Origin of the sequence: Shewanella sp. MR-4, from assembly GCF_000014685.1 — a bacterium.
Classification (GTDB): Bacteria; Pseudomonadota; Gammaproteobacteria; order Enterobacterales; family Shewanellaceae; genus Shewanella.
In genome coordinates, this window is record NC_008321.1 from 4,545,221 (window position 1) to 4,569,685 (window position 24,465).

The 24,465-nt window shown below is 49.8% G+C and carries 17 protein-coding genes; 10 read left to right on the forward strand and 7 right to left on the reverse strand.

Going from position 1 to position 24,465, the window contains the following annotated elements:
- Window positions 1–25: 25 nt before the first annotated feature.
- From SHEWMR4_RS19875 to greB, 3 genes are all read right to left on the reverse strand, one after another.
- On the reverse strand, window positions 26–1,990 hold the full coding sequence (locus SHEWMR4_RS19875) for an LTA synthase family protein (protein ID WP_011624529.1): 1,965 nt from the start codon (window positions 1,988–1,990) through the stop codon (window positions 26–28).
- Between the two features lie 217 nt (window positions 1,991–2,207).
- Window positions 2,208–4,547 carry a Tex family protein gene (locus SHEWMR4_RS19880; protein ID WP_011624530.1) on the reverse strand — a complete coding sequence of 780 codons (2,340 nt, stop codon included), beginning with the start codon at window positions 4,545–4,547 and terminating at the stop codon, window positions 2,208–2,210.
- Between the two features lie 129 nt (window positions 4,548–4,676).
- The gene (gene greB, locus SHEWMR4_RS19885) at window positions 4,677–5,180 is read right to left on the reverse strand and encodes a transcription elongation factor GreB (RefSeq protein WP_011624531.1); all 504 of its coding nucleotides are present in this window, start codon (window positions 5,178–5,180) and stop codon (window positions 4,677–4,679) included.
- A 373-nt stretch (window positions 5,181–5,553) separates the two neighbouring features.
- On the opposite strand from greB, the gene ompR reads away from it, so the two are divergent.
- The 3 genes from ompR (at window position 5,554) to SHEWMR4_RS19900 (ending at window position 9,728) form a co-directional block, all read left to right on the forward strand.
- Window positions 5,554–6,279, forward strand: coding sequence for a two-component system response regulator OmpR (ompR, locus tag SHEWMR4_RS19890; RefSeq protein ID WP_011624532.1), 726 nt, complete (start codon window positions 5,554–5,556; stop codon window positions 6,277–6,279).
- 39 nt (window positions 6,280–6,318) lie between these two features.
- The gene (gene envZ, locus SHEWMR4_RS19895) at window positions 6,319–7,635 is read left to right on the forward strand and encodes a two-component system sensor histidine kinase EnvZ (RefSeq protein WP_011624533.1); all 1,317 of its coding nucleotides are present in this window, start codon (window positions 6,319–6,321) and stop codon (window positions 7,633–7,635) included.
- A gap of 116 nt (window positions 7,636–7,751) precedes the next feature.
- Entirely contained in the window at window positions 7,752–9,728 is a 1,977-nt protein-coding gene (locus SHEWMR4_RS19900) for a methyl-accepting chemotaxis protein (protein ID WP_011624534.1), read from the forward strand.
- Between the two features lie 57 nt (window positions 9,729–9,785).
- On the opposite strand, the gene SHEWMR4_RS19905 is transcribed toward SHEWMR4_RS19900, so the two are convergent.
- Window positions 9,786–10,259: a peroxiredoxin gene (locus SHEWMR4_RS19905; RefSeq protein WP_011624535.1), complete on the reverse strand. Its 474-nt coding sequence runs from the start codon at window positions 10,257–10,259 to the stop codon at window positions 9,786–9,788.
- A gap of 260 nt (window positions 10,260–10,519) precedes the next feature.
- Window positions 10,520–11,452 carry a choice-of-anchor H family protein gene (locus SHEWMR4_RS19910; protein WP_011624536.1) on the reverse strand — a complete coding sequence of 311 codons (933 nt, stop codon included), beginning with the start codon at window positions 11,450–11,452 and terminating at the stop codon, window positions 10,520–10,522.
- Window positions 11,453–11,810: 358 nt separating this feature from the next.
- Here SHEWMR4_RS19910 and SHEWMR4_RS19920 point away from each other — a divergent pair, with 358 nt between their 5' ends.
- From SHEWMR4_RS19920 to SHEWMR4_RS19935, 4 genes are all read left to right on the forward strand, one after another.
- Window positions 11,811–12,113, forward strand: a complete 303-nt coding sequence (locus tag SHEWMR4_RS19920; RefSeq protein WP_011624537.1) for a PepSY domain-containing protein — start codon at window positions 11,811–11,813, stop codon at window positions 12,111–12,113.
- 1 nt (window position 12,114) lies between these two features.
- Window positions 12,115–12,798 (forward strand): response regulator transcription factor, encoded by a 684-nt coding sequence (locus SHEWMR4_RS19925; protein WP_011624538.1) that lies wholly within the window; start codon window positions 12,115–12,117, stop codon window positions 12,796–12,798.
- Window positions 12,791–14,155 (forward strand): ATP-binding protein, encoded by a 1,365-nt coding sequence (locus SHEWMR4_RS19930; protein WP_011624539.1) that lies wholly within the window; start codon window positions 12,791–12,793, stop codon window positions 14,153–14,155. The genes SHEWMR4_RS19925 and SHEWMR4_RS19930 overlap by 8 nt, the downstream gene beginning before the upstream one ends.
- Before the next feature lie 415 nt (window positions 14,156–14,570).
- A complete protein-coding gene (locus tag SHEWMR4_RS19935; RefSeq protein ID WP_011624540.1) occupies window positions 14,571–16,076 on the forward strand; it encodes a DUF3300 domain-containing protein in 1,506 nt (501 codons plus the stop codon).
- A 55-nt stretch (window positions 16,077–16,131) separates the two neighbouring features.
- Here the strand turns inward: SHEWMR4_RS19935 and SHEWMR4_RS19940 are convergent, their stop codons facing one another.
- Together SHEWMR4_RS19940 and SHEWMR4_RS19945 are read right to left on the reverse strand one after the other, a co-directional pair.
- Window positions 16,132–16,608 (reverse strand): hypothetical protein, encoded by a 477-nt coding sequence (locus SHEWMR4_RS19940; protein WP_011624541.1) that lies wholly within the window; start codon window positions 16,606–16,608, stop codon window positions 16,132–16,134.
- A 75-nt stretch (window positions 16,609–16,683) separates the two neighbouring features.
- Complete coding sequence (locus SHEWMR4_RS19945; RefSeq protein ID WP_011624542.1) at window positions 16,684–20,313, reverse strand: EAL domain-containing protein; 3,630 nt, start codon at window positions 20,311–20,313, stop codon at window positions 16,684–16,686.
- A gap of 632 nt (window positions 20,314–20,945) precedes the next feature.
- Here SHEWMR4_RS19945 and SHEWMR4_RS19950 point away from each other — a divergent pair.
- The 3 genes from SHEWMR4_RS19950 to cyoB all read left to right on the forward strand — a co-directional run bounded on the left by SHEWMR4_RS19950 (window position 20,946) and on the right by cyoB (window position 24,465).
- Window positions 20,946–21,266 carry a hypothetical protein gene (locus SHEWMR4_RS19950; protein ID WP_011624543.1) on the forward strand — a complete coding sequence of 107 codons (321 nt, stop codon included), beginning with the start codon at window positions 20,946–20,948 and terminating at the stop codon, window positions 21,264–21,266.
- A gap of 188 nt (window positions 21,267–21,454) precedes the next feature.
- Complete coding sequence (cyoA, locus tag SHEWMR4_RS19955) at window positions 21,455–22,483, forward strand: ubiquinol oxidase subunit II (protein ID WP_011624544.1); 1,029 nt, start codon at window positions 21,455–21,457, stop codon at window positions 22,481–22,483.
- A 2-nt stretch (window positions 22,484–22,485) separates the two neighbouring features.
- A complete protein-coding gene (gene cyoB, locus SHEWMR4_RS19960; RefSeq protein ID WP_011624545.1) occupies window positions 22,486–24,465 on the forward strand; it encodes a cytochrome o ubiquinol oxidase subunit I in 1,980 nt (659 codons plus the stop codon).

The window sequence follows — 24,465 nt, forward strand, 5'->3', positions numbered from 1 at the left end:
CTAATCAGCGGCATTTTTCATTCGGTTATTTACCCGAGCGATACAGCTCTTGCTGGTAGGCTAGGCTGCCCCACAGTGCCCAACCTAAGGCCTTTTTCTCCAACGCCTGCGCCGCAGGGGCATAAGGCGTTAAGTGCTCGGTCTTTTCATCGTACTGGAAGCCCTGCGCCGCTTTCTCTGGCTGCAGGATAACCACATCTTTACCTTCCATCAGGGCAAAGTTTTTATCGTATTGCATTAGCGCACGACCCGGCCAATCCTCGCTGACCTGAGTTAAGTCACGACCTAACATAGGGTAAGAGTCTGAAATACCAATCAAAGATAACAGGGTTGGTGGCAAGTCGATTTGGCTCACGATACGGTGGTCGCGTTTTGGCGCAACATTATCCCCAAGGATCAACCCCGGAATACGAAAACGCGGTACAGGCACAAGATCGGCGCCACCGACACGACTGTCGTGATCGGCTACCACGATGAAGATAGTATCCTTCCAGTAGTCTGCATTTTTCGCCAACTTAAAGAACTCACCAATCGCATAATCGGCATATTTTGCCGCGTTATTACGGGTTTGCTTTGGCTGTTCATACAGCTCAATACGACCGTCGGGGAATTCGAATGGGTCGTGGTTACTCGAGCTAAACACCAAGCTAAAGAATGGCTTACCTTCACTGTGAAGACGCTCAAACTCACTATTCGCCTTACGCATTAAATCTTCATCGGAAGCGCCCCAAGAGCCTACAAAAGCAGGCGACTGATAGTCCTTCTGATCGATAATGTCGCTAAATCCATTGCCGAGGAAGAAACTGCGCATATTGTCGAAGTGGCTCTCACCACCATAGATAAATTGGGTGGTATAGCCGTGGTTTTTCAGCAATTCGGCGAGGGTGAAAAAGCCCGTCTGGCTCTTACCGAGTTTCACCACGGCGCGGGCCGGCGTTGGGGTAAACCCTGTGGTGACCGCCTCAATCCCGCGCACTGAACGTGTGCCTGTGGCGTAAAGATTATCGAAATACCAGCCTTCCTGTGAGAGCGCATCAATATTCGGGGTTAGGGGCATGCCGCCTAAACTCCCGACAAAACGGGCGCCTAAGCTTTCCTGCAGCAGGATCACTAGGTTTTTAGGTTTACCGCTGTAACTGGCTTGGTTAAAGCTCAATGAGGGAACTTCGTTCGAGGTAAAGGCTGTCTCTGGGCGACCACTCTCTTGTCTGATGGTCTTGATGATCTCATCTTTGTCTAACGAGCCATACACTTTAGAGGCATCTTCTTCGCTACCCATTTGCTTAATCGCAAACACCAACGAATAAGCAGAGTTAATCACTAGGGAGTTAACCAAGGGATCGTCGGCAAATGCCACCATTGCTGGGTTGATAGGTCTATGGCCTAAGGTTGAGCGCGCGCCCAATAGGGTCACGACGATCACCATGACAGCTAACACAGGACGCCAATACCAACGTGGAAAACGTAAATTTTTAGACAACTTACCGCTGAGTTTCCAACCGCCCCACAGGGTGACTATGCTAAGCAGCACCGAAAAAATCAGCTCAAGCTTACGTCCCGCCCACAGCATAGAAAGCACTTCTTTAGGATAAATCAAATACTCTACATACAAGCGGTTCGGGCGAATGCCGTATTCCTCAATAAAGGCTGGCGTTGATACCTCAAGAAACACAATGGCCCACAGACCTAAGGTTAGCCATAGGCGCAGCACCCATTGCCAAACTCGACCAAGCAGATGATCGCCCGAAAACAACGCCGTACCTAAAGCGGCGACGCCCCATAACCAACACAGGGTTGCGATATCGACACGAATACCTTGTAGTAGCAGATGCGACCAACCGTCAACAGCGGCCACACGTTCGCCCTGCCACAGACCTAAGCCGATACGGCTTGCCGTAGCAATAGCGAGTACTAACAGACTGAAAACAAGAATGACGCGAAATGGCCCATGGGCGGACTGGCGTCCACGAGCGGATGAACCTGACTGCATGTATAACCCCAAAACATTAAACTTCCACTCAGCTTTGGAGTGTCAATTTGAAAAAAATCGGTGAAAAAGTTGTGGTATGACAACCGATTTTGCTTAACGTTGCATTAAATGCCGACTTTATATTACCTAGGACAGCATATATGCAACAATTTTGTGGCTAACAAGTAAAAAATGTCGACTCGAACACAGGTGTGTATCCGAGTCGACCTGAGTCAGATTACTTTTTCAGCTTTGCGAAAGCGTCGGCAAAGGCATTGCCCATGGCCGCATTGACAGGTGCCGCTTTTGGCGCAGGACGCGAAGACTTATGCTGGGCATTGCCCTTATGAGCCTGTGGCTTACCTTGAGATGGGCTGCGTGTTTGAGCCTTGCTCTGATCGATAGCCTCATCCAGACGCATACTCAAACCGATACGACGACGCTCGACATCGACCTCCATCACCTTCACTTTCACTACATCACCCGCTTTCACCACTGTATGGGGATCGGTAATAAATTTGTCGGTTAATGACGAGATATGCACTAAACCATCTTGATGCACACCGATATCCACAAAGGCACCAAAGTTAGTCACGTTGGTGACAACGCCTTCGAGGATCATCTCTGGTTTCAGATCCTTAAGCTCCTCCACCCCATCCTTAAATTTGGCGGTTTTAAACTCACCACGGGGGTCACGACCCGGTTTATCCAGCTCGCTGAGGATGTCGGTCACTGTCGGTAAACCAAACTCAGGGGTCGTAAACTCCTGCGGCTTGATATTGCGTAGCAGCTCAGAATTACCGATAAGGCTCGCCAACTCCACTTGCTTAGTCTTAGCAATGGTTTCGACTAGCGCATAGGCTTCGGGGTGAACCGCCGACATATCCAAGGGATTGTCGCCATCACGGATCCGCAAAAAGCCTGCAGCTTGTTCAAAGGCTTTAGGGCCTAAGCGTGGCACTTTCAGCAGCTCTTTACGGTTTTTGAAGGCACCATTGGCATCGCGGTAGTCAACCAGGTTTTTCGCTAAGGTTTTGTTTAACCCCGCCACCTGCGACAGCAAAGGCACTGACGCCATGTTTAAATCCACGCCCACACCGTTTACGCAGTCTTCGACCACGGCTTCGAGCGAGCTAGACAACTGGCTTTGGCTTACATCGTGCTGGTATTGACCCACACCGATGGATTTAGGCTCAATCTTCACCAGTTCCGCTAAGGGATCCTGTAAACGGCGTGCAATCGAAACGGCGCCACGAATAGACACGTCCAGCTCAGGGAACTCCAGCGCAGCGAGTTCTGAGGCGGAATACACGGAAGCACCAGCCTCACTCACCATCACCTTGGTTAGTTGCGGTTGGCTATCCTTAAGGCTGGCAATCAACTCACCCGCTAACTTGTCAGTTTCGCGTGATGCAGTGCCGTTACCAATCGCGATTAATTCCACCTTATGCATTTGCGCTAAGTTGGCTAAGGTACGAATCGACTTGTCCCACAAATTCTGCGGCGCATGGGGGAAGATAGTCGTATGTGCGACCAGCTTACCCGTGTTATCCACCACGGCCACTTTAACGCCCGTGCGTAGCCCCGGGTCTAGACCCATAGTCGCCTTGGCGCCCGCTGGTGCGGCCATAAGTAAGTCGCCTAAGTTGCGGGCAAACACTTTAATGGCTTCTGCTTCGGCGCGCTCACGCATTTGCGAGATAAACTCGGTTTCCATCTGCAGGGCAATTTTAATCCGCCATGTGGCGGTCACAACGGTCTTAAGCCATTGATCGACTGTGCTCTCGCCAAGTTTTAAGCCTAAGTGCTCGCTAATGATCACTTCACAGTAACTGCCCTGACCCGCTTCTGCAGCAGGATCGGCATTCATGGATAGAGATAGGAAGCCCTCATTGCGGCCACGCAACATCGCCAAGGCGCGATGTGACGGCACTTTCGCCAGAGGTTCGTTGTGCTCGAAATAGTCGCGAAACTTAGCGCCTTCCTTCTCTTTGCCGGCGATAACGCGGCTCTCTAACACACTGTTTTGGCTTAAGTGCTCACGGACTTTACGCAGTAATTCCGCATCTTCGGCGTAACGCTCCATGAGAATATAACGAGCGCCTTCCAGCACGGCTTTGGTATCGGCAAAGCCCGCTTCGAGATTCAGATAACCCGCAGCCAATGCCTCGATATCGGCATTGCGATCGGCAAGCACAGCTTCAACAAGCGGCTCTAATCCCGCTTCAATCGCAATTTGGCCCTTAGTACGGCGTTTAGGCTTGAAGGGAAGGTACAGATCTTCGAGACGGGTTTTGCTGTCCGCGCCTTCAATTTCCCTTTGCAATTCAGGCGTTAACTTACCCTGGGTTTGAATGCTGGATAAAATGACCTGACGTCTGTCATTCAGCTCGCGTAAATAACCTAAACGAGTGTGCAGCGTACGTAACTGGGTGTCATCTAAGCCCCCAGTCGCTTCTTTACGGTAACGGGCAACGAAGGGAACGGTAGCACCATTGTCGAGCAAATCTATGGTGGCAGTGACTTGATGCTCCTGAACATTCAGTTCCTGAGCAATAATTTGGGCAATAGTCTGCATAAATAAAGTATCGTGCCTAACGGTTTGATTGATCCTAATTGCGCCCAAGATACCACAGGCGCAGTCGTTATTTCATATGATGCTCTCGATTTCAGCATGAAAATCGACGAGAGTTTGATCTACTAAAGGTTATTCAGGCTCGCCCTCGAGCGGCGTTTCGAATGGGGTATAGCGGATGTCGTTGATATACCATTCCTTTGGACCCGAAGGGGTTTGCACGACCACTTCATCATCAACCTGTTTGCCGATCAGTGCCCGCGCCATGGGAGAGTCTATGGTGATATAGCCCAGTTTAGTGTCGAGCTCATCCTTGCCGACAATACGATAACGCACGCGCTCGCCCGCTTCGTTTTCAAGCTCGAACCAAGCGCCAAAGTAAATTTTGCCTTCTTGCTGGGGAGAATAATCGACGATTTTAAGTTCTTCGAGGCGTTTGACTAAGTATCTGACACGGCTATCGATTTGACGCAAAAGCCTTTTGTTGTAAGTGTAATCCGCGTTTTCACTTCGGTCGCCCTGGGCGGCGGCCTCTTGCACTTTGAGCGTGATCTGCGGACGATATTCCTTCCACAGGTATTTTAATTCTTTATCTAAGGTCATCCAGCCTTGGCGGGTGATCAAATGCGCTTTCATGTTAAGACTCTGTAGTTAACTAAAACGAGCATAAATATAAACAGGCGTGCATTGATAATACTCAGAGTCTCCACCAAAGTTAAGGACTGGCAAAGACACATCACCCAGAAATGTCAATTTAGTTACAATTTCATATGTATAGTGATTATATTCAACGATTCCCATGCAATTTCATTTGCTTAGTATTAACATGAGTTGGCAATTAGCCGTATTCGGTCGACATTGACTCACATCATGAGCTAGTCGCTCAGATTGAATCCAGCTATATTAAGCACATTCTTGGCAGATTCGTTTTCAATTTCAGCCAGTTAATCTTTGTTGTATGACGGCATAAAGAATAAAAGCAATAATCCGAGCAATTTAAGGACATCCCATGGGACAAGAAACCTCGAAAATCCTCGTCGTCGATGATGATATGCGCCTACGAGCACTACTCGAGCGTTACCTGATGGAGCAAGGCTATCAGGTACGCAGTGCGGCCAATGCCGAGCAGATGGACCGTTTATTGGAGCGTGAAAACTTCCACCTAATTGTGCTCGATCTGATGCTCCCCGGAGAAGATGGCTTATCCATCTGCCGTCGCCTGCGCCAACAGGGCAGCACCATTCCCATTGTGATGCTGACAGCCAAGGGCGATGAGGTCGATCGGATTATCGGCTTAGAATTAGGTGCCGATGACTATCTACCGAAACCCTTTAACCCCAGAGAATTATTGGCACGGATCAAAGCCGTCATGCGCCGCCAAGTGCAGGATGTGCCCGGTGCACCAGCGCAGCAAGAAGCCGAAATTACCTTTGGAGAGTTTTCCCTCGACCTAGCCACCCGTGAGATGTACCACGGTGATGAGGCCATCACACTCACCAGTGGCGAGTTTGCCGTATTAAAAGTGTTAGTCACCCATCCACGCGAACCTTTATCGCGGGATAAACTGATGAACCTCGCCCGTGGCCGTGATTATTCGGCGCTGGAGCGCTCGATTGACGTACAGGTCTCGCGCCTGCGCCGTTTAATTGAGAAGGATCCCGCCAACCCAAGGTATATCCAAACCGTGTGGGGCCTTGGCTATGTGTTTGTGCCCGACGGCGCCGCCCGTCGATGAGCCACTCTTGCCTTAAGTCGTCAGTGCGTTGGCATCAAGATGAAATCTAAGTTTTGGTGGCGCTTTCTTCCCCGCAGCGCCTTTAGCCAAACCGTTATGCTGATTGGTTGTCTATTGCTGATCAATCAGCTGGTTTCCTATGTCACTGTGGCTGTGTATGTATTAAAGCCCAGTTATCAGCAAATCAACCAGTTAATTGCCCGTCAAATCAATCTGTTATTTGTCGATGGTATCGATATCGGCCGCGAACACTTAACCATAGTCGATGCGCTCAATGCCAAAGTCCGTGACGATGGCATGAAGGTCTACAACCAACAACAGGCCCGCGAAGCGGGAATCGAACAGGCCACCTACTACGGTTTTTGGTCATCGCAGATGTCGGAATACTTAGGTGGTGAGGCAGAAGTTCGCGTCACTCACGGCACAGTGCTACAAATTTGGATCCGCCCGCCACAGGCGCCATCGGTATGGATTAAAGTACCGCTCATCGGCCAAAACGTTTCCGATTTATCGCCACTCACCTTGTACTTAATGGTGATCGGTGCGCTCAGTGTCGCCGGTGGATGGTGGTTTGCCCGCCAGCAAAACAGGCCACTCAGGCGCTTACAAAAAGCCGCGATCTCGGTCTCACGCGGCGAGTTTCCCGATCCTTTACCGCTAAAAGGCTCGAGCGAACTGGTGGAAGTGACCAATGCCTTCAACCAAATGTCCCACAGCATGAAGCAGCTCGAACAGGACAGAGCCCTGTTGATGGCGGGTATTTCCCACGATTTACGCACGCCACTGACGAGGATTCGCCTCGCCTCCGAGATGATGGTCGAGGAAGATCAATATCTTAAAGATGGCATCGTCAACGATATCGAAGATATGGACGCCATTATCAGCCAGTTTATTGCCTACATTCGCCAAGATCAGGAGGCGAGCCGCGAGTTAGGGCAAATTAATAAACTCATTCAAGATATTGCGCAGGCCGAAGCCAACCGCGACGGTGAAATTGAAGTCGTACTGAGCGACTGCCCCGAGGCGCTGTTCCAAGGGCTAGCGATTAAGCGAGTGCTCAGTAATCTGGTCGAAAATGCCTTCCGTTATGGTTCGGGCTGGGTGCGGATAAGCTCGCAATTTGATGGTAAGCGTATCGGTTTTAGCGTTGAAGATAATGGCCCTGGGATTGATGAGTCACAAATTCCCAAACTGTTTCAACCTTTTACCCAAGGTGATATTGCGCGCGGCAGTGTTGGCTCGGGCCTTGGGCTCGCCATCATCAAACGGATTATCGACCGTCACCAAGGCCAAGTCACCCTATCTAATCGCGCCGAAGGTGGCTTAAAAGCCCAAGTCTGGCTTCCCTTGGAATAACTCCTCAATTCCGGATGACAAGGCTAACTCCCATTCTGTGTTGTCATATTTATGTCACGCGAAATTCATAAACTCTAGGCAGTTAACTTCCTAAAGTTTCCAATGAAGATTGCATCATGAAGATTTCAACGCTGTCACTCTCAGCTTCGGCGCTGTTGTTATTGCTTGCTGGACTATTAGCAGCCGTAGTGCTGTGGAGCAGCGACCAAAGGCAACAGATTGAGCAACAAACCCAAGTACTTCAAGGCCTACAACAGGATTTTCTCGTAGGGGTGCGCCGCGATCTCGATGGCTATTTAGCCAGTGGTAACGCGACCCAACTCGAAGAAGCCAAAGCCAAACTGAGCAAGATTAAAACTGAGCTCAGCGAGCTCAACCTCGCCGCAGCGGGCAGTGCCGATGAGGAATTACAAACTGGCCTTAGCCAATTCATTCAAGACTTAGACACTAAATACCGCGCCGCAGGCAAACTCGCTGGCAACCCAAGACAACTGCTGGCCCACGCCGAATCTGAAATGCTCGACTATAACCGCCGGCTCGGCAGTTACGCCGACAAAGGCTTAGCGATTAATGCCACTGTGGCCGAACAATATCTGCAATTAAGCCGTGACTTACCCAGCATTGTTTATCAATTATCGCAGCTTACCGATGGCTATCTCATCGATAAAAATCAGCAACTTAAAAATATTCTCGACAGCACCAGCAAGGAGCTAAACCAATGGCGTGACCGACTGAACGCCTTGCCGTTAATCGGCGTGTTCGAGCAGCAGGAAGCCGATGAATTTGCCCTCGGTGCGAGTGAGCCAGAACAAATTGAAGTGGGCGAAAATGATCGCAGCGAGCTGTTAAGCCTTGCCAACCGATACAATAAAGAAGTCGCCAACACCCACCGACTGCTGCAAGCCAATCAGGAAATGCAAGAGCAGTTAATTCAAGCCATTAGCAGAGTTGAACAGCAGCTCATCGCACTCGGTGAGGCGCAGGCCGCCAAAAACCAACAGCTCAAATATGAGTTACAAGTCATTCTTTATGCGATGGTTTCGATTATGGCGCTGTTTGCTATCGGCTATTTAATCCTGCAACAGAACCGTGTGGTTAAACCCCTTAAACGCCTCAATCAAGCCTTTATGCAATTAAGCGAGTCTAACAGTCGTGAACGCTTGGACATCAATCGCCGCTGCGAAACCGGCCAAATTGCAGGCCATTTCAATCAATTACTGCACAGATTCGAGCAAGAAGACGAACTCCAGCGCCAACAAATGACTAAAGTATCCCAATCCTTAAGTCAGTTGGTCGCGCGCATTACACAACTGTCGCAGCACACCGAACACACTCAGACCATAGTTGCCGACACTCAGTCGCAAACCGAGCATATCCGCAGCCTCGCCAATGAGGTCAGCCACACCTCGGCCCTTGTTGAACAAAGCGCGGCCGAAACCATGCGCCAAATGCAGTCGAGCCAAACCGAGGCCGAAGCCGTGCTGAGTGCCACAGAGCAAACTCAAACGGCGGTTGGCCTTTGCCATGCCTCGCTCGAAAGCCTGAATAACTCAGTGGCAGATGTCGCTAAAATCATTGATGTGATTGGTAATATTGCCGAGCAAACCAATCTGTTGGCACTTAATGCCGCTATCGAAGCCGCCCGTGCAGGCGAACAAGGTCGCGGTTTTGCCGTGGTCGCCGATGAAGTGCGAAGCCTAAGTCAACGCACTCAAGTGTCGTTAAATGAAATCGTGAAGATCCTGCATCAGCTCACCCAGTCTAACCTCGCACTCGGCGAGAGTGTCGATGGCATTGCCCAAGCGACCGATAGCCAAAAACAGCGGGCACAGAGCCTATGGCATGTGGCACAAACCGTGCAAAATCAAGCGAGTGAAATGGCCAATACCGCCAAGCAGGGTTCGCTTAACGCCAAGGAGCAGGTCGATTACCTCGATGAATTTGTTCGCAGCATGGATAACCTAAAAGACCAAGCGCAAACCAGTTCGCAGCAAAGCGAAGTGATAGCCCAAGAAGTACAGCAAAGCGTGGAAGATATTGAGACCAGCCTAGGCATAGCCGACACCAACACAGTATCTGCCCGAGCGGCTTAAGCTTAATGCCAATAAAAATGGGAGCCTAGGCTCCCATTTTGTTTTTTTAATCAGGCATTAAAGTGCCGCTAATACCACTTCGGCTTTGCTCACTTCAAATGACTTAGGTGCTTCTACATTCAGTAAAGTCACCACGCCGTTATCGATGATCATCGCATAACGTTGTGAACGTACACCACCAAAGCCAGCGGTATCCATCTCTAACCCAAGCGCCTTAGTAAAGCTGGCATCGCCATCGGCAAGCATCAGTAACTCAGACGCATTTTGCGCTTCGCCCCAAGCTTTCATCACAAAGGCATCGTTTACCGATACACAGGCAATTAAATCAACGCCTTTAGCTTTAAATTGATCGGCCAGCACCACATAACCTGGCAAATGCGCTTCAGAACAAGTTGGTGTGAAAGCACCAGGCACTGCAAATAACACCACTTTTTTACCCGCGAACAACTCGGTAACTTGATGATTTACCATGCCATCTTTAGTTAGTTGGCTTAGCGTCGCCGCTGGTAATGTTTGACCTTGAGCAATCATGACTCTCTTCCTTTAGTTAACGTAACTTGCCCATACTAGCCCGAATCCGAAATGATAAACACAGAGAGAAAAAGGGGATTTGTAGCCAAGGGAGCAAAGTGCCGATAAATCGCATGGTTGCTTTTGTTACCCGCATTGAAAAATAAAAAAGCAGCGTATCGATGGATACGCTGCTTTTAGTATTAGCCACGCAGTTTACTCTAAATAGGCGCTGACTTGGTAAAACCCTGATGGCTTACAAAAGAGTTTATTTCAGGATATTAAACCCATTTTTCACGCTTGCGCAGTGCAGCGAACAACCCAAGGCCAAGCAAGGCAAAGATAGACAATGCACCGCCGCTTTCTTCCACCACAATCACTTCGTCAACACGGTCACGGTCGCTACTTTCCAGCGGCAAGGCATATAAGCCATCGGTGTCATCGGCGCTAATGGTGGCGACAATATCGCTATAACCCACTTCATAAACATCGATTAATACATCGTAGTGATCCGTTGGATAGCCAGTGTAGAGTGTAGTCAGCACTTCATAATCGTCCTGCGTTGAATCACCGTAAATGGTAAACACGTCCGTGGTGTAGTAATGCACCCAAGGACCACCGTTACGGCTGAGGTATAACTCGGCAAACAGGTCGGCGCGCTCATTAAGATATGAGCCAAACACATCTACATCGAAGGTCACGCTGAAGGTTTGATAAAACCCATCGTAATCAAAGTCTTCAAACAAACGGCTGCTGGCATCAAAAATCCCAAAGCTGTGATACACGGGTGCGCGATAGGGATCTTCACTGGTCGCACTCGAGCTTGGGATAGGCTGACTCGTGTGCTTAGCAATCACTTGTTCGCGGGTCATGGGGGTCGCGCCCATCAATTGCACGCGATGAGCACTCGGACTCTTTGGCGCCAACGACGGCGCTAAGGATTTAACGGCGGCCGCAGCGGCTTCACCCACATTTTGAGCGGGCGCTGACTGCTGCAATAGGCTTAGGGCTTGTTTTTCTTGCTCTGCGGCCTGCTCGGCATCGGCTTTTTTTGCCATCCCAATACTGGCCGCGCTAAAGGGGGCCAAGTTTGGCTCATCGAAGGACTCTGCGCTCACCATGGCTGGCGCCAGTAATGCGCCTGCCAATACCATTGCCTTCACAAAGGCTGTGTGAGTTGTGCCTACGATACCTGATTGATTGAGTGTGCTCATCTTGAATACCCCATTGGATAATCCGTTCAAATTGGTGACATTAGAGGGCACTCAAGGTGAACATAAGCTGAACATTAAAAACCGTGATTTTTGGGATAAAAAGCCGTTCAGCCTCAATTCATCTGTTTTGGTTAACACTGCTAATATGTCACAGGATATGACTCCTGTTCTGTATAGAGGTTCGATGGGGATTAACTCGATAAAATCCCACGAATCGCAGTGAATTTTAAAGGAATTGTGTTTACCAATTGGCTGATCTCTATGTGTTTGTTATGGTGATAAGGTATTCTTAGTCGACTCGATAAGCTATCCACCTAGCTACTCACTTAAGATCGCCGAACATGCGCGGGTAACAGATATGAAACTTGGTTTGACACTGACCCTAGTCGCTTGCTTATGCACCTCCTTTGGCAGCATGGCGGGCAATGATAAACACGATGATCGTAATCAATCGCGCGGCCAAGGTGTGAAGAATGAACAGCGCCGCCTTGTGGTCAACAGTCCAGATCAAGCCGTGGCGATGGCGCAACGTCAATATCGAGGAAAAGTGCTCAGCGTGCAGTCGAGTGGCTCAGGCTATAGAGTCAAAATCCTCAATAACGATGGCCAAGTTTTTTCTGTTTCGGTGGATGCCGCCACTGGGCGTGTTTCGAGGAATTAATATGCGACTCTTACTCGTTGAAGACGATTTAGCGCTTCAAGCCAACTTAAAACAGCACTTGCTCGATGCTCACTACAGCATAGATGTCGCCAGCGACGGTGAAGAAGGCCTGTATCAGGCCATTGAATATAATTATGATGCCGCGATTATCGATGTCGGTTTGCCTAAACTCGACGGCATAAGCCTTATCCGCCGCGTGCGCGAAAAAGAACGCGCGTTCCCCATCTTGATCTTAACCGCGCGGGATAGTTGGCAGGATAAAGTCGAGGGCCTCGATGCGGGTGCCGACGACTATCTCACTAAGCCCTTCCACCCCGAGGAATTAGTGGCTCGGCTCAAAGCCTTGATCCGCCGCTCGGCCGGTAAAGCCAGCCCAGTGATTACTAATGGCCCCTTTAGTTTAAATACCAGTAGCTTAGAAGTGCGCAAAGGGGATGAGCTCGTCACCCTAAGCGGCTCTGAATACAAGCTATTTGAGATTTTTATGCTGCATCAGGGCGAAGTGAAGTCGAAAACTGCGCTCACCGAACATATCTACGATCAGGATTTTGACCTCGACTCCAACGTTATCGAAGTCTTTATCCGCCGTTTACGCAAAAAGCTCGACCCAGATAACCAATACAATCTGATCGAAACCCTGCGCGGCCAAGGCTATCGTTTAAGAGTCATCTCCCCAGATGAGTAAGCGCGCGCTTGCCTGGCAATTATTAAACTCCCTCAAAACTCGGCTCGTCCTCAGTGCGCTGCTGTTTATTTTGGTGCTGCTGCCGCTGATTGGCGTCGCTCTCAATGACGCCTTTGCCGAGCAGGTAAAAAGTGCCGCTAAAAACGAGCTGAGTGCCTATGTGTATTCGGTGTTAGCGGTGACTGAGGTTGAAAACAAACGGATTTTTATCCCCGAGTTGGTGCTCGAAAACCGCTTTAACCTCATTCAATCAGGCCTCTATGCCATTGCCACCACAGAGGATGCCGAGCATAAGCAGAATATTGTCTGGCATTCGCAGTCCTTTATTGGCATCACGCCGCCGGCGCAGTTCACTATTCCGCCGACGGGCAAGAGTGCCTTCGCTCAAATCGATCTCGCTGGCGCGCCACACCTTATCTACAGCTTTAGCGTGAGTTTTGCCAGTCTGAATGAAAACGTGCCAGTCACTATCCATATCATTAAGGATGAATTGGAGTTTCAACAGCAAATCTCCCAATTTAATCAACAACTTTGGACTTGGTTGCTGATCTTGATCTTAGTGATGCTGGTGTTTCAGTTAAGTTGGTTGATTTGGACCATTAGGCCGCTGGCGCGCTTTACCCAAGAACTCCACGATGTCGAACAGGGTAAATCGACCCAACTCAGTAGCCAGTATCCGACTGAGCTGCAGGAAGTCGCGCGGCAATTGAATATCCTGCTCAATACCGAGCAGACCCAGCGCAAACGCTATCGCAATGCCCTTGCGGATTTGGCCCACAGCCTAAAAACCCCGCTGGCGGTGATTAAGAGTCAGGCGGACTTAAGCGAAGCCTCGAGCGAGCAAGTGTCGAATATCAGTCGTATCATCAGCCACCAGCTGAAACGCGCCCAAACGGCGGCGGCCGCTTCCTGGCATTTAGGCATTAAGGTGGAGGAGGTCGCCGCCAAACTGCTGCGAACCTTGGCCAAGATTTATCGTGAGCCGCAGATTGATCTCAGCGGCGATCTGGCACCACATGCCGTATTTAAGGGCGATGAGGCCGATCTGACCGAAATTTTAGGTAACTTGCTCGATAATGCCTGCAAGGCCGCCAAGTCGCAGGTCAAATTAACCGTCACAGGCGACGCCTATCAGCTCCAACTTTGTATCGAAGACGACGGCCCGGGGATCAGCGAAGTCCTGCAAACTCAAATATTTGAGCGTGGGATCCGCGCCGACTCTTATCACCAAGGCAACGGCATAGGTTTAGCCATAGTGCGCGATTTAGTGGATAGCTATAATGGCCGCATTTCCGTATCCCGTTCAGAAAACTTAGGCGGCGCCAAGTTTACGGTTAACTTCACCCACTCGGCTTAAGCGTTTATTTCATCAAGATAACTAGGGCGTGTTGACGTTTCGAGATTAAATTTTGTTCGTTCTGGCAAGCTCGTGCTTGCGAAACGAGGAATGATGTGTAGTTATTCTACTCAAATGACGAGTGACAAAGAGCAAGGGCTTGCCAGACGAACCCTTCGGGCAGCATTTGGCTGGCTTTTTTGCTGCGTTATCGTCCGTTTATGTAGAATAACTACACTGCACGGACTTTGCCTTGCATAAAATCCAGCCACATTGCTGCAAAAATAACCCTGAAACGTCAACACGCCCTAATGAGTTAGCTAAAAATTTGTGCTGCTTTAGGCATTTTTACCACACAAAATACTTTCAGCTTATGTTCATATTCACGCGCCTATGATGCCAATAACATCCTCAAATAGGATTATTGGAGCGAACCATGAACAGATTACATCGATGGAAATGGCTAGTGTTATCGGCGGCATTAGTTGCCCTGCCGTTCACTGCGCCAACTCAAGCCGCAGGCGTATCAGTCAGCCAAGGTTCAAGTTCTTCACTGAGCCAAGCCGAACTCGAACAGATGCTTGCGCCCATTGCTCTCTACCCCGATAGTTTATTGAGCCATATTTTGATCGCCTCCACCTATCCACTCGAAGTGGTGCAGGCGCAGCGTTGGTTAGAGGATAACCCTAAGTTATCGACCGACGAAGTAATGTCTCGCACCGAAGACAAGGACTGGGATCCGAGTGTTAAAGCCCTTATGGCATTCCCTAACGTCTTAGAGAAAATGAGCGAAGACTTAGATTGGACCCAAAAACTCGGCGAAGCCTTTTTAGCCGATGAAGGCCAAGTGATGGATGGCATTCAATCGCTCAGACAACAAGCGGATAAAGCCAACAGTTTGGCCAATATGGACAACATGGCGGTGACCCGTGCGAACAACCAGATCATCATAGAACCCGCACGCCGCGAAATCGTGTATGTGCCCTACTATGATCCCCGCGTGGTTTATGGCACTTGGCGCTGGGGCGTGGCCTATCCCCCTGTTTATTGGGAGTTTGGTGGCTATGGGGGCTACCCTTACCGCCCAAGTCATAGTTACTTTTACTGGTCACCCGGGATCCATATTTCCTTTAACTACTTCTTTAGCTCGTTCCATTGGCACAGCCACAGAGTCGTCGTTGTCGATCACCGTCACTCCCACCATTATCGCCCAAGGGAGCGATACTCAGTCAGCTATGGTGCTCAACCTTGGAAACATAAACCCGAGCACAGACGCGGTGTGGTTTACCACAATCCAGTGGTGAAAGAGCGCTACTACGGCGATAGTAAGTTCCGTAGCCGTGACTCCCACTCCAGTGGCAGTGGTCAGCACTTTACCAGCCAATATGCCAAATCGAGGGAACACCAAGACGCACGTTATAACCGCGACAACAAGGGCTATGACAAGCGCCAAGATAAGGACAGAGGTAACAACCTAAGCCGCGACAATCACTACAGCCGCGAGCGTACGCCTAGCTTCCAAAATACTCAGGCCGAGTTAAAAGAGCGCCGCGTGGCACCGACAAACTCGGCGCAAACCAAAAGAGAAGGTTACCAGAAAGAGCGTAACGACAATTTCCGTCAGGATAATCAAGTAAGACAAGCGCAGGCAAAAGCGACGAGGGAGCAAACCAAGGACAGTCCACAGCGCCAGTATCAGACTCGAGAGCAGCAACCACGCAGCTTTGAGCCACGTACTCAGCCACAGAGACAGGAAGCTCGCCCTGAAGTGAGACGCGCCGAGCCGCAACGTATGGAGCAGCCCCGCCAAGCGCCGCCAAGACAGCGGGAAGAGAATCGAGTCAGGCAGAATGATTCACGCCAAAATATGCAGATGGCCCGCAGCCCTGAACATAATCAAGGCAGATCGGCACAGAGCCAAGAACGTCGTCACAGGGAATAACCCGAGCCAATAAAAATAGCGCGAATATTCGCGCTCTTTTTTTATGCCTAAGTGATTAGAACTTTAAGGTCAAGGACTGGCCTTCTCCCATGCCCTGCCATTCGAGGGTTAGCTCCATTATCTCATTGATAATATGTTCAAAGTCCGATTGAGACACCTCGGGCAGAGCTAATTTTCGATTACCGCAGCTCTGCTCTAACAGGTATAAAAACCCCGCATAGGTCGGCGTATCGGCAGACCACAGCAGAGATTGCAGGGATTCGACAATCGACTCAGTTTGCCAAATTAAGGTCTTATCCGCGACGGCGAGGGAGGCTTCGTTGTGCTCAAGGGAAAAGCTGATATCGGCGCCCGCGCGCACTTGGGCGAAAAATGCGCCCTGAATATGCAGCCGTTTTTCAACGACATAGTGGATCATGTCGTGGGGTGCAATCCCCTGTTCGGGCATTTGAGTTTGGGTTGCACTGCCGTCCATACGCACGCAGCGCAATTGTCCGTAACGCTTCGAACCTTTGGTGAAGATAACTTGCATAAAGCCGTCCTTAGTTTATCCATCTTTCCATCGCCGAATGTAGCCAAGTATAGTTCTAAATGGATAAAAAACGGCTTAAAAATTGCGCTCGATAAAACGTAAACAATCTTCGGCAGCTAAGGGCTTACTAAAATAATAACCCTGCACTAAATCGCAGCCCATGCTCGAGAGCAGCACCAACTGCGCCTCATTCTCGACCCCTTCGGCCACTACGGTGAGCCCCAACTCGTGCGCCATTGAAATCGTTGCCGCACTGATGGCGGCATCGTTCGGATCGCTCTCAATATCCTTCACAAAGGATCTATCTAACTTGAGTCTATCTAAAGGTAATAGCTTCAAATACGAGAGTGACGAGTAACCCGTTCCAAAGTCATCAATCGCCAATTCGATGCCATGCTGACGCAGCTCGGCCAGTAACTTGGCATTTTGTTCGGGATACTGCATGGCCACGCTCTCGGTAATTTCAAGCTCAAGCGCTCCCTTAGGCAACTTATGCTTGGTCAGCACATTGATAATATCCGCAACTATGGTGTCTTTGCGTAGCTGATGAGCAGAGAGATTGACCGCCATCCGCAGTCCCTTGGCGCCCTTTTCGCGCCATTCGGCCAACTGAGCGAGCGCCTGCTCTAGCACCCATTGGCCGATAGGGATAATCATGTCGATCTCTTCGGCGATAGGGATAAAGCGATCGGGAGCCACCAAGCCCAATTCCGGATGTTGCCAACGGATCAGCGCCTCGACGCCGACCATTTGCCCTGTGTTGATATCGATTTGTGGCTGATAATGCAGTCGTAACTCATCACGGGCAATGGCTTGCCTGAGTCCGGTTTCGATTTGCTGGCGCTCGGTCACTAAGGTATTCATCGCGGCGGTGAAAAACTGATAGTTATTGCGCCCCGCCGCTTTGGCGCGGTACATGGCCATATCGGCATTTTTCATCAGCGCCTCAACACTGTCGCCATCGGTCGGGAACAGGCTGATGCCTATGCTGGGTGATGAATGCAGTGGCTTGTTATCTATGATGTAGGTTTGATTCAAACCACTGCGCAGGGCTTCCGCCACCTTAGCAACGCTATCGTGATCCGTATCGGACAACACCACCACAAACTCATCGCCGCCTAAGCGCGCGACAATATCGTCGCTGCTCACAATATTCTTCAGGCGCCGCGCCACTTCGAGCAGCAACATATCGCCGACATGGTGCCCCAAGGTGTCGTTGATATTTTTGAAATGATCCATATCGATAAACATCACGGCAATCTGGGTTTGACTGACAAAGGCCTCCTGAAAAACCGTCTCCAGACGTGATTGCAGACTCAAACGATTCGGCAGCAGAGTCAAAGAATCGTGATGCGCTAAGAAGTGAATGCGCTCCTCATTGACTTTGCGTTCGCTGATATCGGTAAAACTGCCGATGTAATGGCTGACCGATCCCGTCTCATCCCGCACCACTGACATCATCAGCCATTTGGGAAAATCATATCCATCCTTATGCCGATCCCATACTTCACCCTGCCAAAATCCGGTCTGGTCTAGGGCGGCACGAACTCTGGCATCGATACTGCGGTCGGTCCGTTCAGCCTCAAGGGAGCGGCAGTTTTTGCCGATGATCTCGTCTCTCGAGTAGCCGGTGATCTGCGTAAAGGCGCTATTCACATCCACTATGATGTCATGGGCATCCATAATGGCGATGCCTTCGCCGCTTTGCTGGAATACCTGAGCCAACAGATTCACCCTAGCAACGGTGCGCTCCTGCTCGGTAATGTCTTCCACAATAAACAGGATGAGCTGCTCGCCGTTGGCGGCAGTCACTAGGGAACCGTTCAGCCTCACGGCGACCATTTGTCCATCCTTATGACGGTAATGCTTCTGGTATGGGCCGTAACGGCGAGTCTGCTTGAGGCGCTCGAGCTGCTCGGTTTCACTCAATCGATAACGAATAGGTGTGAGTTCCCAGGGGTCTAGGGCCTGCAACTCTTCGAGGGTATAGCCGGTAATATCCATAAAGGCTTGGTTGATGGCGACAAACTGCCCATCCTCTAGGCGTTTTAAGGCGTGCCCCACTGGCGCCTTGTCGAACAGGGTACGATACCTTTGCTCACTCTCCACTAAGGTAGCTTGGAAGGTCTGGCTACGGGCAATTTCCTTTGAGAGCGCCATGGTTTTTTCCGCCACCTTTTCGGCAATGCGGTAGCGTTCTCCCGAAGACACTAATGTCATGCCGCCCACGACGGCGCAGGTAATAAACGCCAGCAGCAACAGCAGCAGCGACAGACTAAAAGTGTCCCCCATCAAGGCAGAGTAAGACTCGTAGATCACTATATGCCAGTGTCTATCGGCCAGCATCAGGTTGGCCTGATAATACTGGCCCATCCTGTCACTATGTATGTTCCCCATAAACTCAGGGAATATCTTCTGACTATTAGTGTAGAGTAAGGCGCCGCCGGCACTCATGTCCGTAAGGCGCCAATGTAAGCCTTTAACCTGTTCCACTTCATTGATAATCGATTGCAGATCGATCACCGCCGAGCAAAAGCCCTCAACAATCCCTAAACGGTCGAATACGGGCGCGAGGATCAGTGTCCCACCCGGACCATTGGGATCTTCCGCTAGTTGGATCTTACCCGTCATCACGGGTGATAGGGTCGCACGTACTTTTGCAATTGCAGCAGCACGAGTAGGTTCGCCATTCAGATCGAGTCCAAGGGCGGCACGGCTAGTATTCATCGGCTGAACAAACTTGACTGGCACCAACCAACCGTCGGGATTCGGTTGCCCTCCGGCTAAGTATCGAATACGGTAATTTTCACCGATTTCATTACGGGTCGCCGCCTCAAAATTATCTTTATCCGTTGCGGCTATCAGCGGTGACCAAGCCCAAGCTCGAAAGCCATCTAATTGCAGTTGGTTACGCTTACCAAACTGGATAAATTCATCCTCAGAAACCTGCTCGCTATTATCGAATAAGCTCGCGAGCGCAATCACTTGCTGTAGATTCGCCCCCTGAAAGCTCTCAACACTATTGATAATCGCATTAGACTGAATTTGGAATTTATCTTGCAGCTGCTGTCGCTGGTTCATATCCGAGTAATAGTACACGACGACACAAAATGAGAATCCGACTAACAGCGGCAGCCCTGTATGAATGCGCCTTGAGCGCCAAATGGAACGCTGATCGAATAACAGCATAATCAGCGGGATAAAGATCACTGCCCCGAGTAAATCACCCAGCCACCAATTTACCGTACTCCCCAAAGCATCCTTAATGGGGATAGCGCCATGGGCCACTAAGGCAGCATTGCCAAATGTCGTGGCAATCATGCAGGTCAGCGCGAGGCTAAGGCAAGACTTAATCACGGTATTAGGTCTATCTAGAGTCACCAAGGGATCGATACGACGGATAGCATTGGCGGAGACATAGGCCTGTAAGCTAGAGGCAGAGGCAATCACTAAGGGCAGCCAACCTAAATGGTTCTCACCACCGATATTGATATTTATCAGCCAAGAACCGACCAATATCCCAAGCCAGGGTGAATACTTGTTCCAGATCAGACAGGAGGCAATGGCAATACCCGCCGCAGGCCAGATGGCAGCTGAATAACCTGGGGGTAAGGCAATCAACAACCCCATTTTGCCAACAGCAAAGTAAGCCAAGGCAACGAGTAGATTGACCTTAAGGTAGTGAGCAAATGCTTTGATATACAATCCCTTTTATTACTAAGCCGCGACTCAGATAGGCCACATAATGCCCTAATCTACAAATCAATCTCAAGCTTAGTAAAAGCTCAGCGTAAATTCAGTATTAAAAAAACACCTCATCCGACCTGGTTAAGATTCTGTTTGCTGTCGCTCAATCTGCTAGACTCGCGCCAAGTGCTCAACGGCTGGACAAAGTGCAGTGCGTCGACGGAAATATTTAGCCAGTTCCCCTTTCGCGTTGAGACACTCGGCTAAATCTCAGCAAACCTAGGTAAGTTTGGTGATTTTCCGCCCTCAATTTGTTCACATTTAACCCAAGGCATTTTCTGACGCCGCTCACATTAACCATAATTTTTGCGAGTGTAATCAGTGTAATTTAGGTTAAATTGGTTAATAAATTGTTTTTATTTGGTTTTAATTAAGGTTTTTTTAATGCAAAAGCCGTTTTGAGCCTGGTATCCGCTTTCAATCAATCCCCGCTTCTTGTTATCCTCCCGCCCGCACAAAAAAGTTGCAGCTTGAATTTTTATTCAACCAACGATTTCCTTTCGTTCAGCCGGACCTGTTAATTGAAATTCGCACTCAGCCAATTTATCGCTGAAGGATTGAATCTCGTTGCGAGGTTCTCACACTTCAGTATGACAAACTTAGCCCTGCTTTTTGGGTTACTGTTTGTGCTGCCCGCAGCTGACTTAGTGTCAGTGATGGTCGGCGGCTGCATCGATATTGGTGAGTTAATCACCCTGAGCGATGGATTTTTAATCGAGTTTTTCAGCGCCACTCTGCTGAGCATTTTGCTGCTCAATCCCCAGATTATTAAGCAATTGTGGAATCTGTTCGACAATGGCTTCAAGTTTTTCAACAGCTTAGATTTAACTAATGCTGCCCTGTTTTTAGCACCCCCAAGGCTAAAATCCCTCGAGCACCTTGCGCACGGTTGTCGCGCCCCACCATTGTAACTCTCTGTTTTAAAATTCAAATTTAGCATTAAGCGCTGAAAGTCGATCCTCAATCTTGCATTGGGGTGGCAGGCATTTTTGTGCCGCGCTCGAGCCACTTTCGGATTTGCCTTCGGATAACGCCGCTCAATGCTACTGCCAATCTCTCTGGGCAGAGTTGTAAACCTTAGGGTTAGAGGAATCTTCCTTTGTTAATTCGAAATTTAAGTAAAGTAGCATTCGCGGCGATAGCCCTGATGCTCGCAGGCTGTGATGGCGGCGTATTGGATCCCAAGGGCCAGATCGGTGTCGATGAAAAGCACCTGATCATCATCGCTACCCTACTCATGCTGATTGTGGTTATCCCCGTGATCTTCATGACTTTGTTCTTCGCATGGAAATACCGCGATGGCCGAGATCATGAGGTTTACGCCCCTAAATGGTCCCATTCAAGCGCGATTGAAACCGTGGTTTGGATTGTGCCTATTGTGATCGTATTGATTTTGGGCGTGATCACTTGGGGTTCAACCCATGATCTCGACCCTTACAAACCACTCGAACACGAGGCCAAGCCAATTACGGTTGAAGTGGTTTCTATGGACTGGAAATGGTTGTTTATCTATCCAGAACAAGGTGTTGCATCGGTAAACGAACTGGCTTTCCCAGCGAACGTACCAGTGAACTTTAAGATCACCTCTGATACCGCAATGAACTCTTTCTTTATCCCGCAGTTAGGTAGCCAAATCTACTCAATGGCTGGGATGACGACTAAGTTGCACCTAATTGCCAACGAACCCGGTACCTATGACGGTATTTCCGCTAACTATAGCGGCGCTGGTTTTGCGGGCATGAAGTTTAAAGCCATTGCCACGCCAACGGCGGCCGACTTCGATGCTTGGGTAGCCAAGGCAAAACAACAGGCGACTAAGACCTTAGACTCTGCGACTTACCAAGCCTTAGCACAGAAGAGTGAAAACAATCCTGTTGAATACTTTGGCTCAGTTAGTCACGGCATGTTCGATCAAATCGTTATGCAATACATGCACATGGACTCAAACGAGCACATGGCAGGCCATGAAGGTATGGAACACATGAGTGCCGACCACAATATGGCTGGCATGCACCACGATATGGCGCATATGGCGAGCGAACAGAAGATGGCCGACATGGAAAGCTCAACCCATTCTGACACTTCATCAACAGAACACTCATCCACTCACCAAGTGGAGGCGGAGTAATCATGTCTTTTCTCGGTAAATTAAGCTTAGATGCGATCCCGTATCATGAGCCTATCATCATGGTGACCCTTGCGGTTGTTGCCGTGATAGGTCTGTACGTCGCAGCCTTGATCACTAAACACAAAAAATGGGGTGTGCTTTGGCACGACTGGTTAACCTCGGTTGACCATAAACGCCTCGGTATTATGTACATAGTGCTTGCCTTCATCATGCTGATCCGCGGTTTTTCCGACGCCATCATGATGCGTACCCAACAGGCACTGGCCACCAATGGCGCAGCAGGTTATCTGCCGCCAGAACATTACGACCAAATCTTCACTGCCCACGGCGTGATCATGATTATCTTTATGGCGATGCCATTTATGATCGGTCTAATGAACTTAGTGCTGCCACTGCAAATCGGTGCCCGCGACGTTGCCTTCCCCTTCTTGAACAACCTCAGCTTCTGGTTAACCGCGTCAGGTGCCGTGCTGATCAATATTTCATTAGGTTTAGGTGAATTCGCCCGTACCGGTTGGGTAGCTTACCCGCCGTTGTCTGAACTGGCTTACAGTCCGGGCGTCGGGGTCGATTACTACATCTGGGCGCTGCAGATTTCGGGGATAGGGACAACCTTAACCGGGGTCAACTTTATCGCGACTGTGCTTAAGATGCGTGCTCCAGGCATGAAGCTGATGCAAATGCCTATCTTCACTTGGACTTGTACTTGGGCCAACATCCTGATCGTGGCGTCGTTCCCGATCCTGACCGCGGTTTTAGCGCTGTTAACACTCGATCGCTACATGGGTTTCCACTTCTTCACCAATGATGGTGGTGGTAACGCCATGATGTATATCAACCTGTTCTGGGCTTGGGGTCACCCTGAAGTGTACATCCTGATTTTACCTGCGTTTGGTATCTTCTCGGATGTGATTTCAACCTTTACCTCTAAGCGTCTGTTCGGCTATTCCTCAATGGTATGGGCCAGTGGCGCGATTTCGATCCTCGGTTTTATCGTGTGGTTACACCACTTCTTTACCATGGGCTCGAGTGCCAACGTCAACGCCTTCTTCGGCGTGATGACCATGGTGATTGCGGTCCCGACTGGGGTAAAACTGTTTAACTGGTTGTTCACTATTTACCGCGGCCGCCTGCGCTTAACCGTGCCAGTGCTGTGGACCTTAGGCTTTATGGTGACTTTCACCATTGGTGGTATGACGGGCGTACTATTAGCCGTACCTGGCGCCGACTACGTACTGCACAACAGCTTGTTCCTGATCGCTCACTTCCATAACACCATTATCGGTGGTGCCGTGTTCGGTTACTTAGCTGGTTTTGCTTACTGGTTCCCGAAAGCGACGGGTTTCCACTTAAATGAGCGTTTAGGTAAAGCGTCATTCTGGTGCTGGCAAATTGGTTTCTATGTGGCCTTTATGCCGCTGTATGTACTCGGTTTTATGGGTATGACTCGCCGTATCAACCACATTGATAACCCAGCATGGAACATGTGGATCTATATCGCTGCCGTGGGTGCTTGCATCATCATGGTCGGTATCATTCTGCAATTCGTGCAACTGTACGTGAGTATCCGTGACCGCGACCAAAACCGTGACACCACGGGCGACCCATGGAATGGCCACACACTGGAATGGTCAACCGCATCACCACCACAGTTCTACAACTTTGCTAAGTTGCCACAAGTGTCTGATATCGATGCCTTTACCGATGCCAAAGAAAAAGGCACCGCCTATCAACGCCTCAAACACTATCAGCCAATCCATATGCCGAAAAATACCCCGAGCGGTATCTTAATGGCGCTGGGCATTACTGCCGCTGGTTTTGCTGCGATTTGGCACATTCTGTGGCTCGCGATTGTGGGCATGGTGAGCGCGTTTATCGTGTTCTTATTCCGTGCTTATAACAACGATGTCGACTATTACGTTCAACCCGATGAAGTGGCACGCATTGAAAATGCTCACTTAAACAATGTAGTAAGGGGCTGA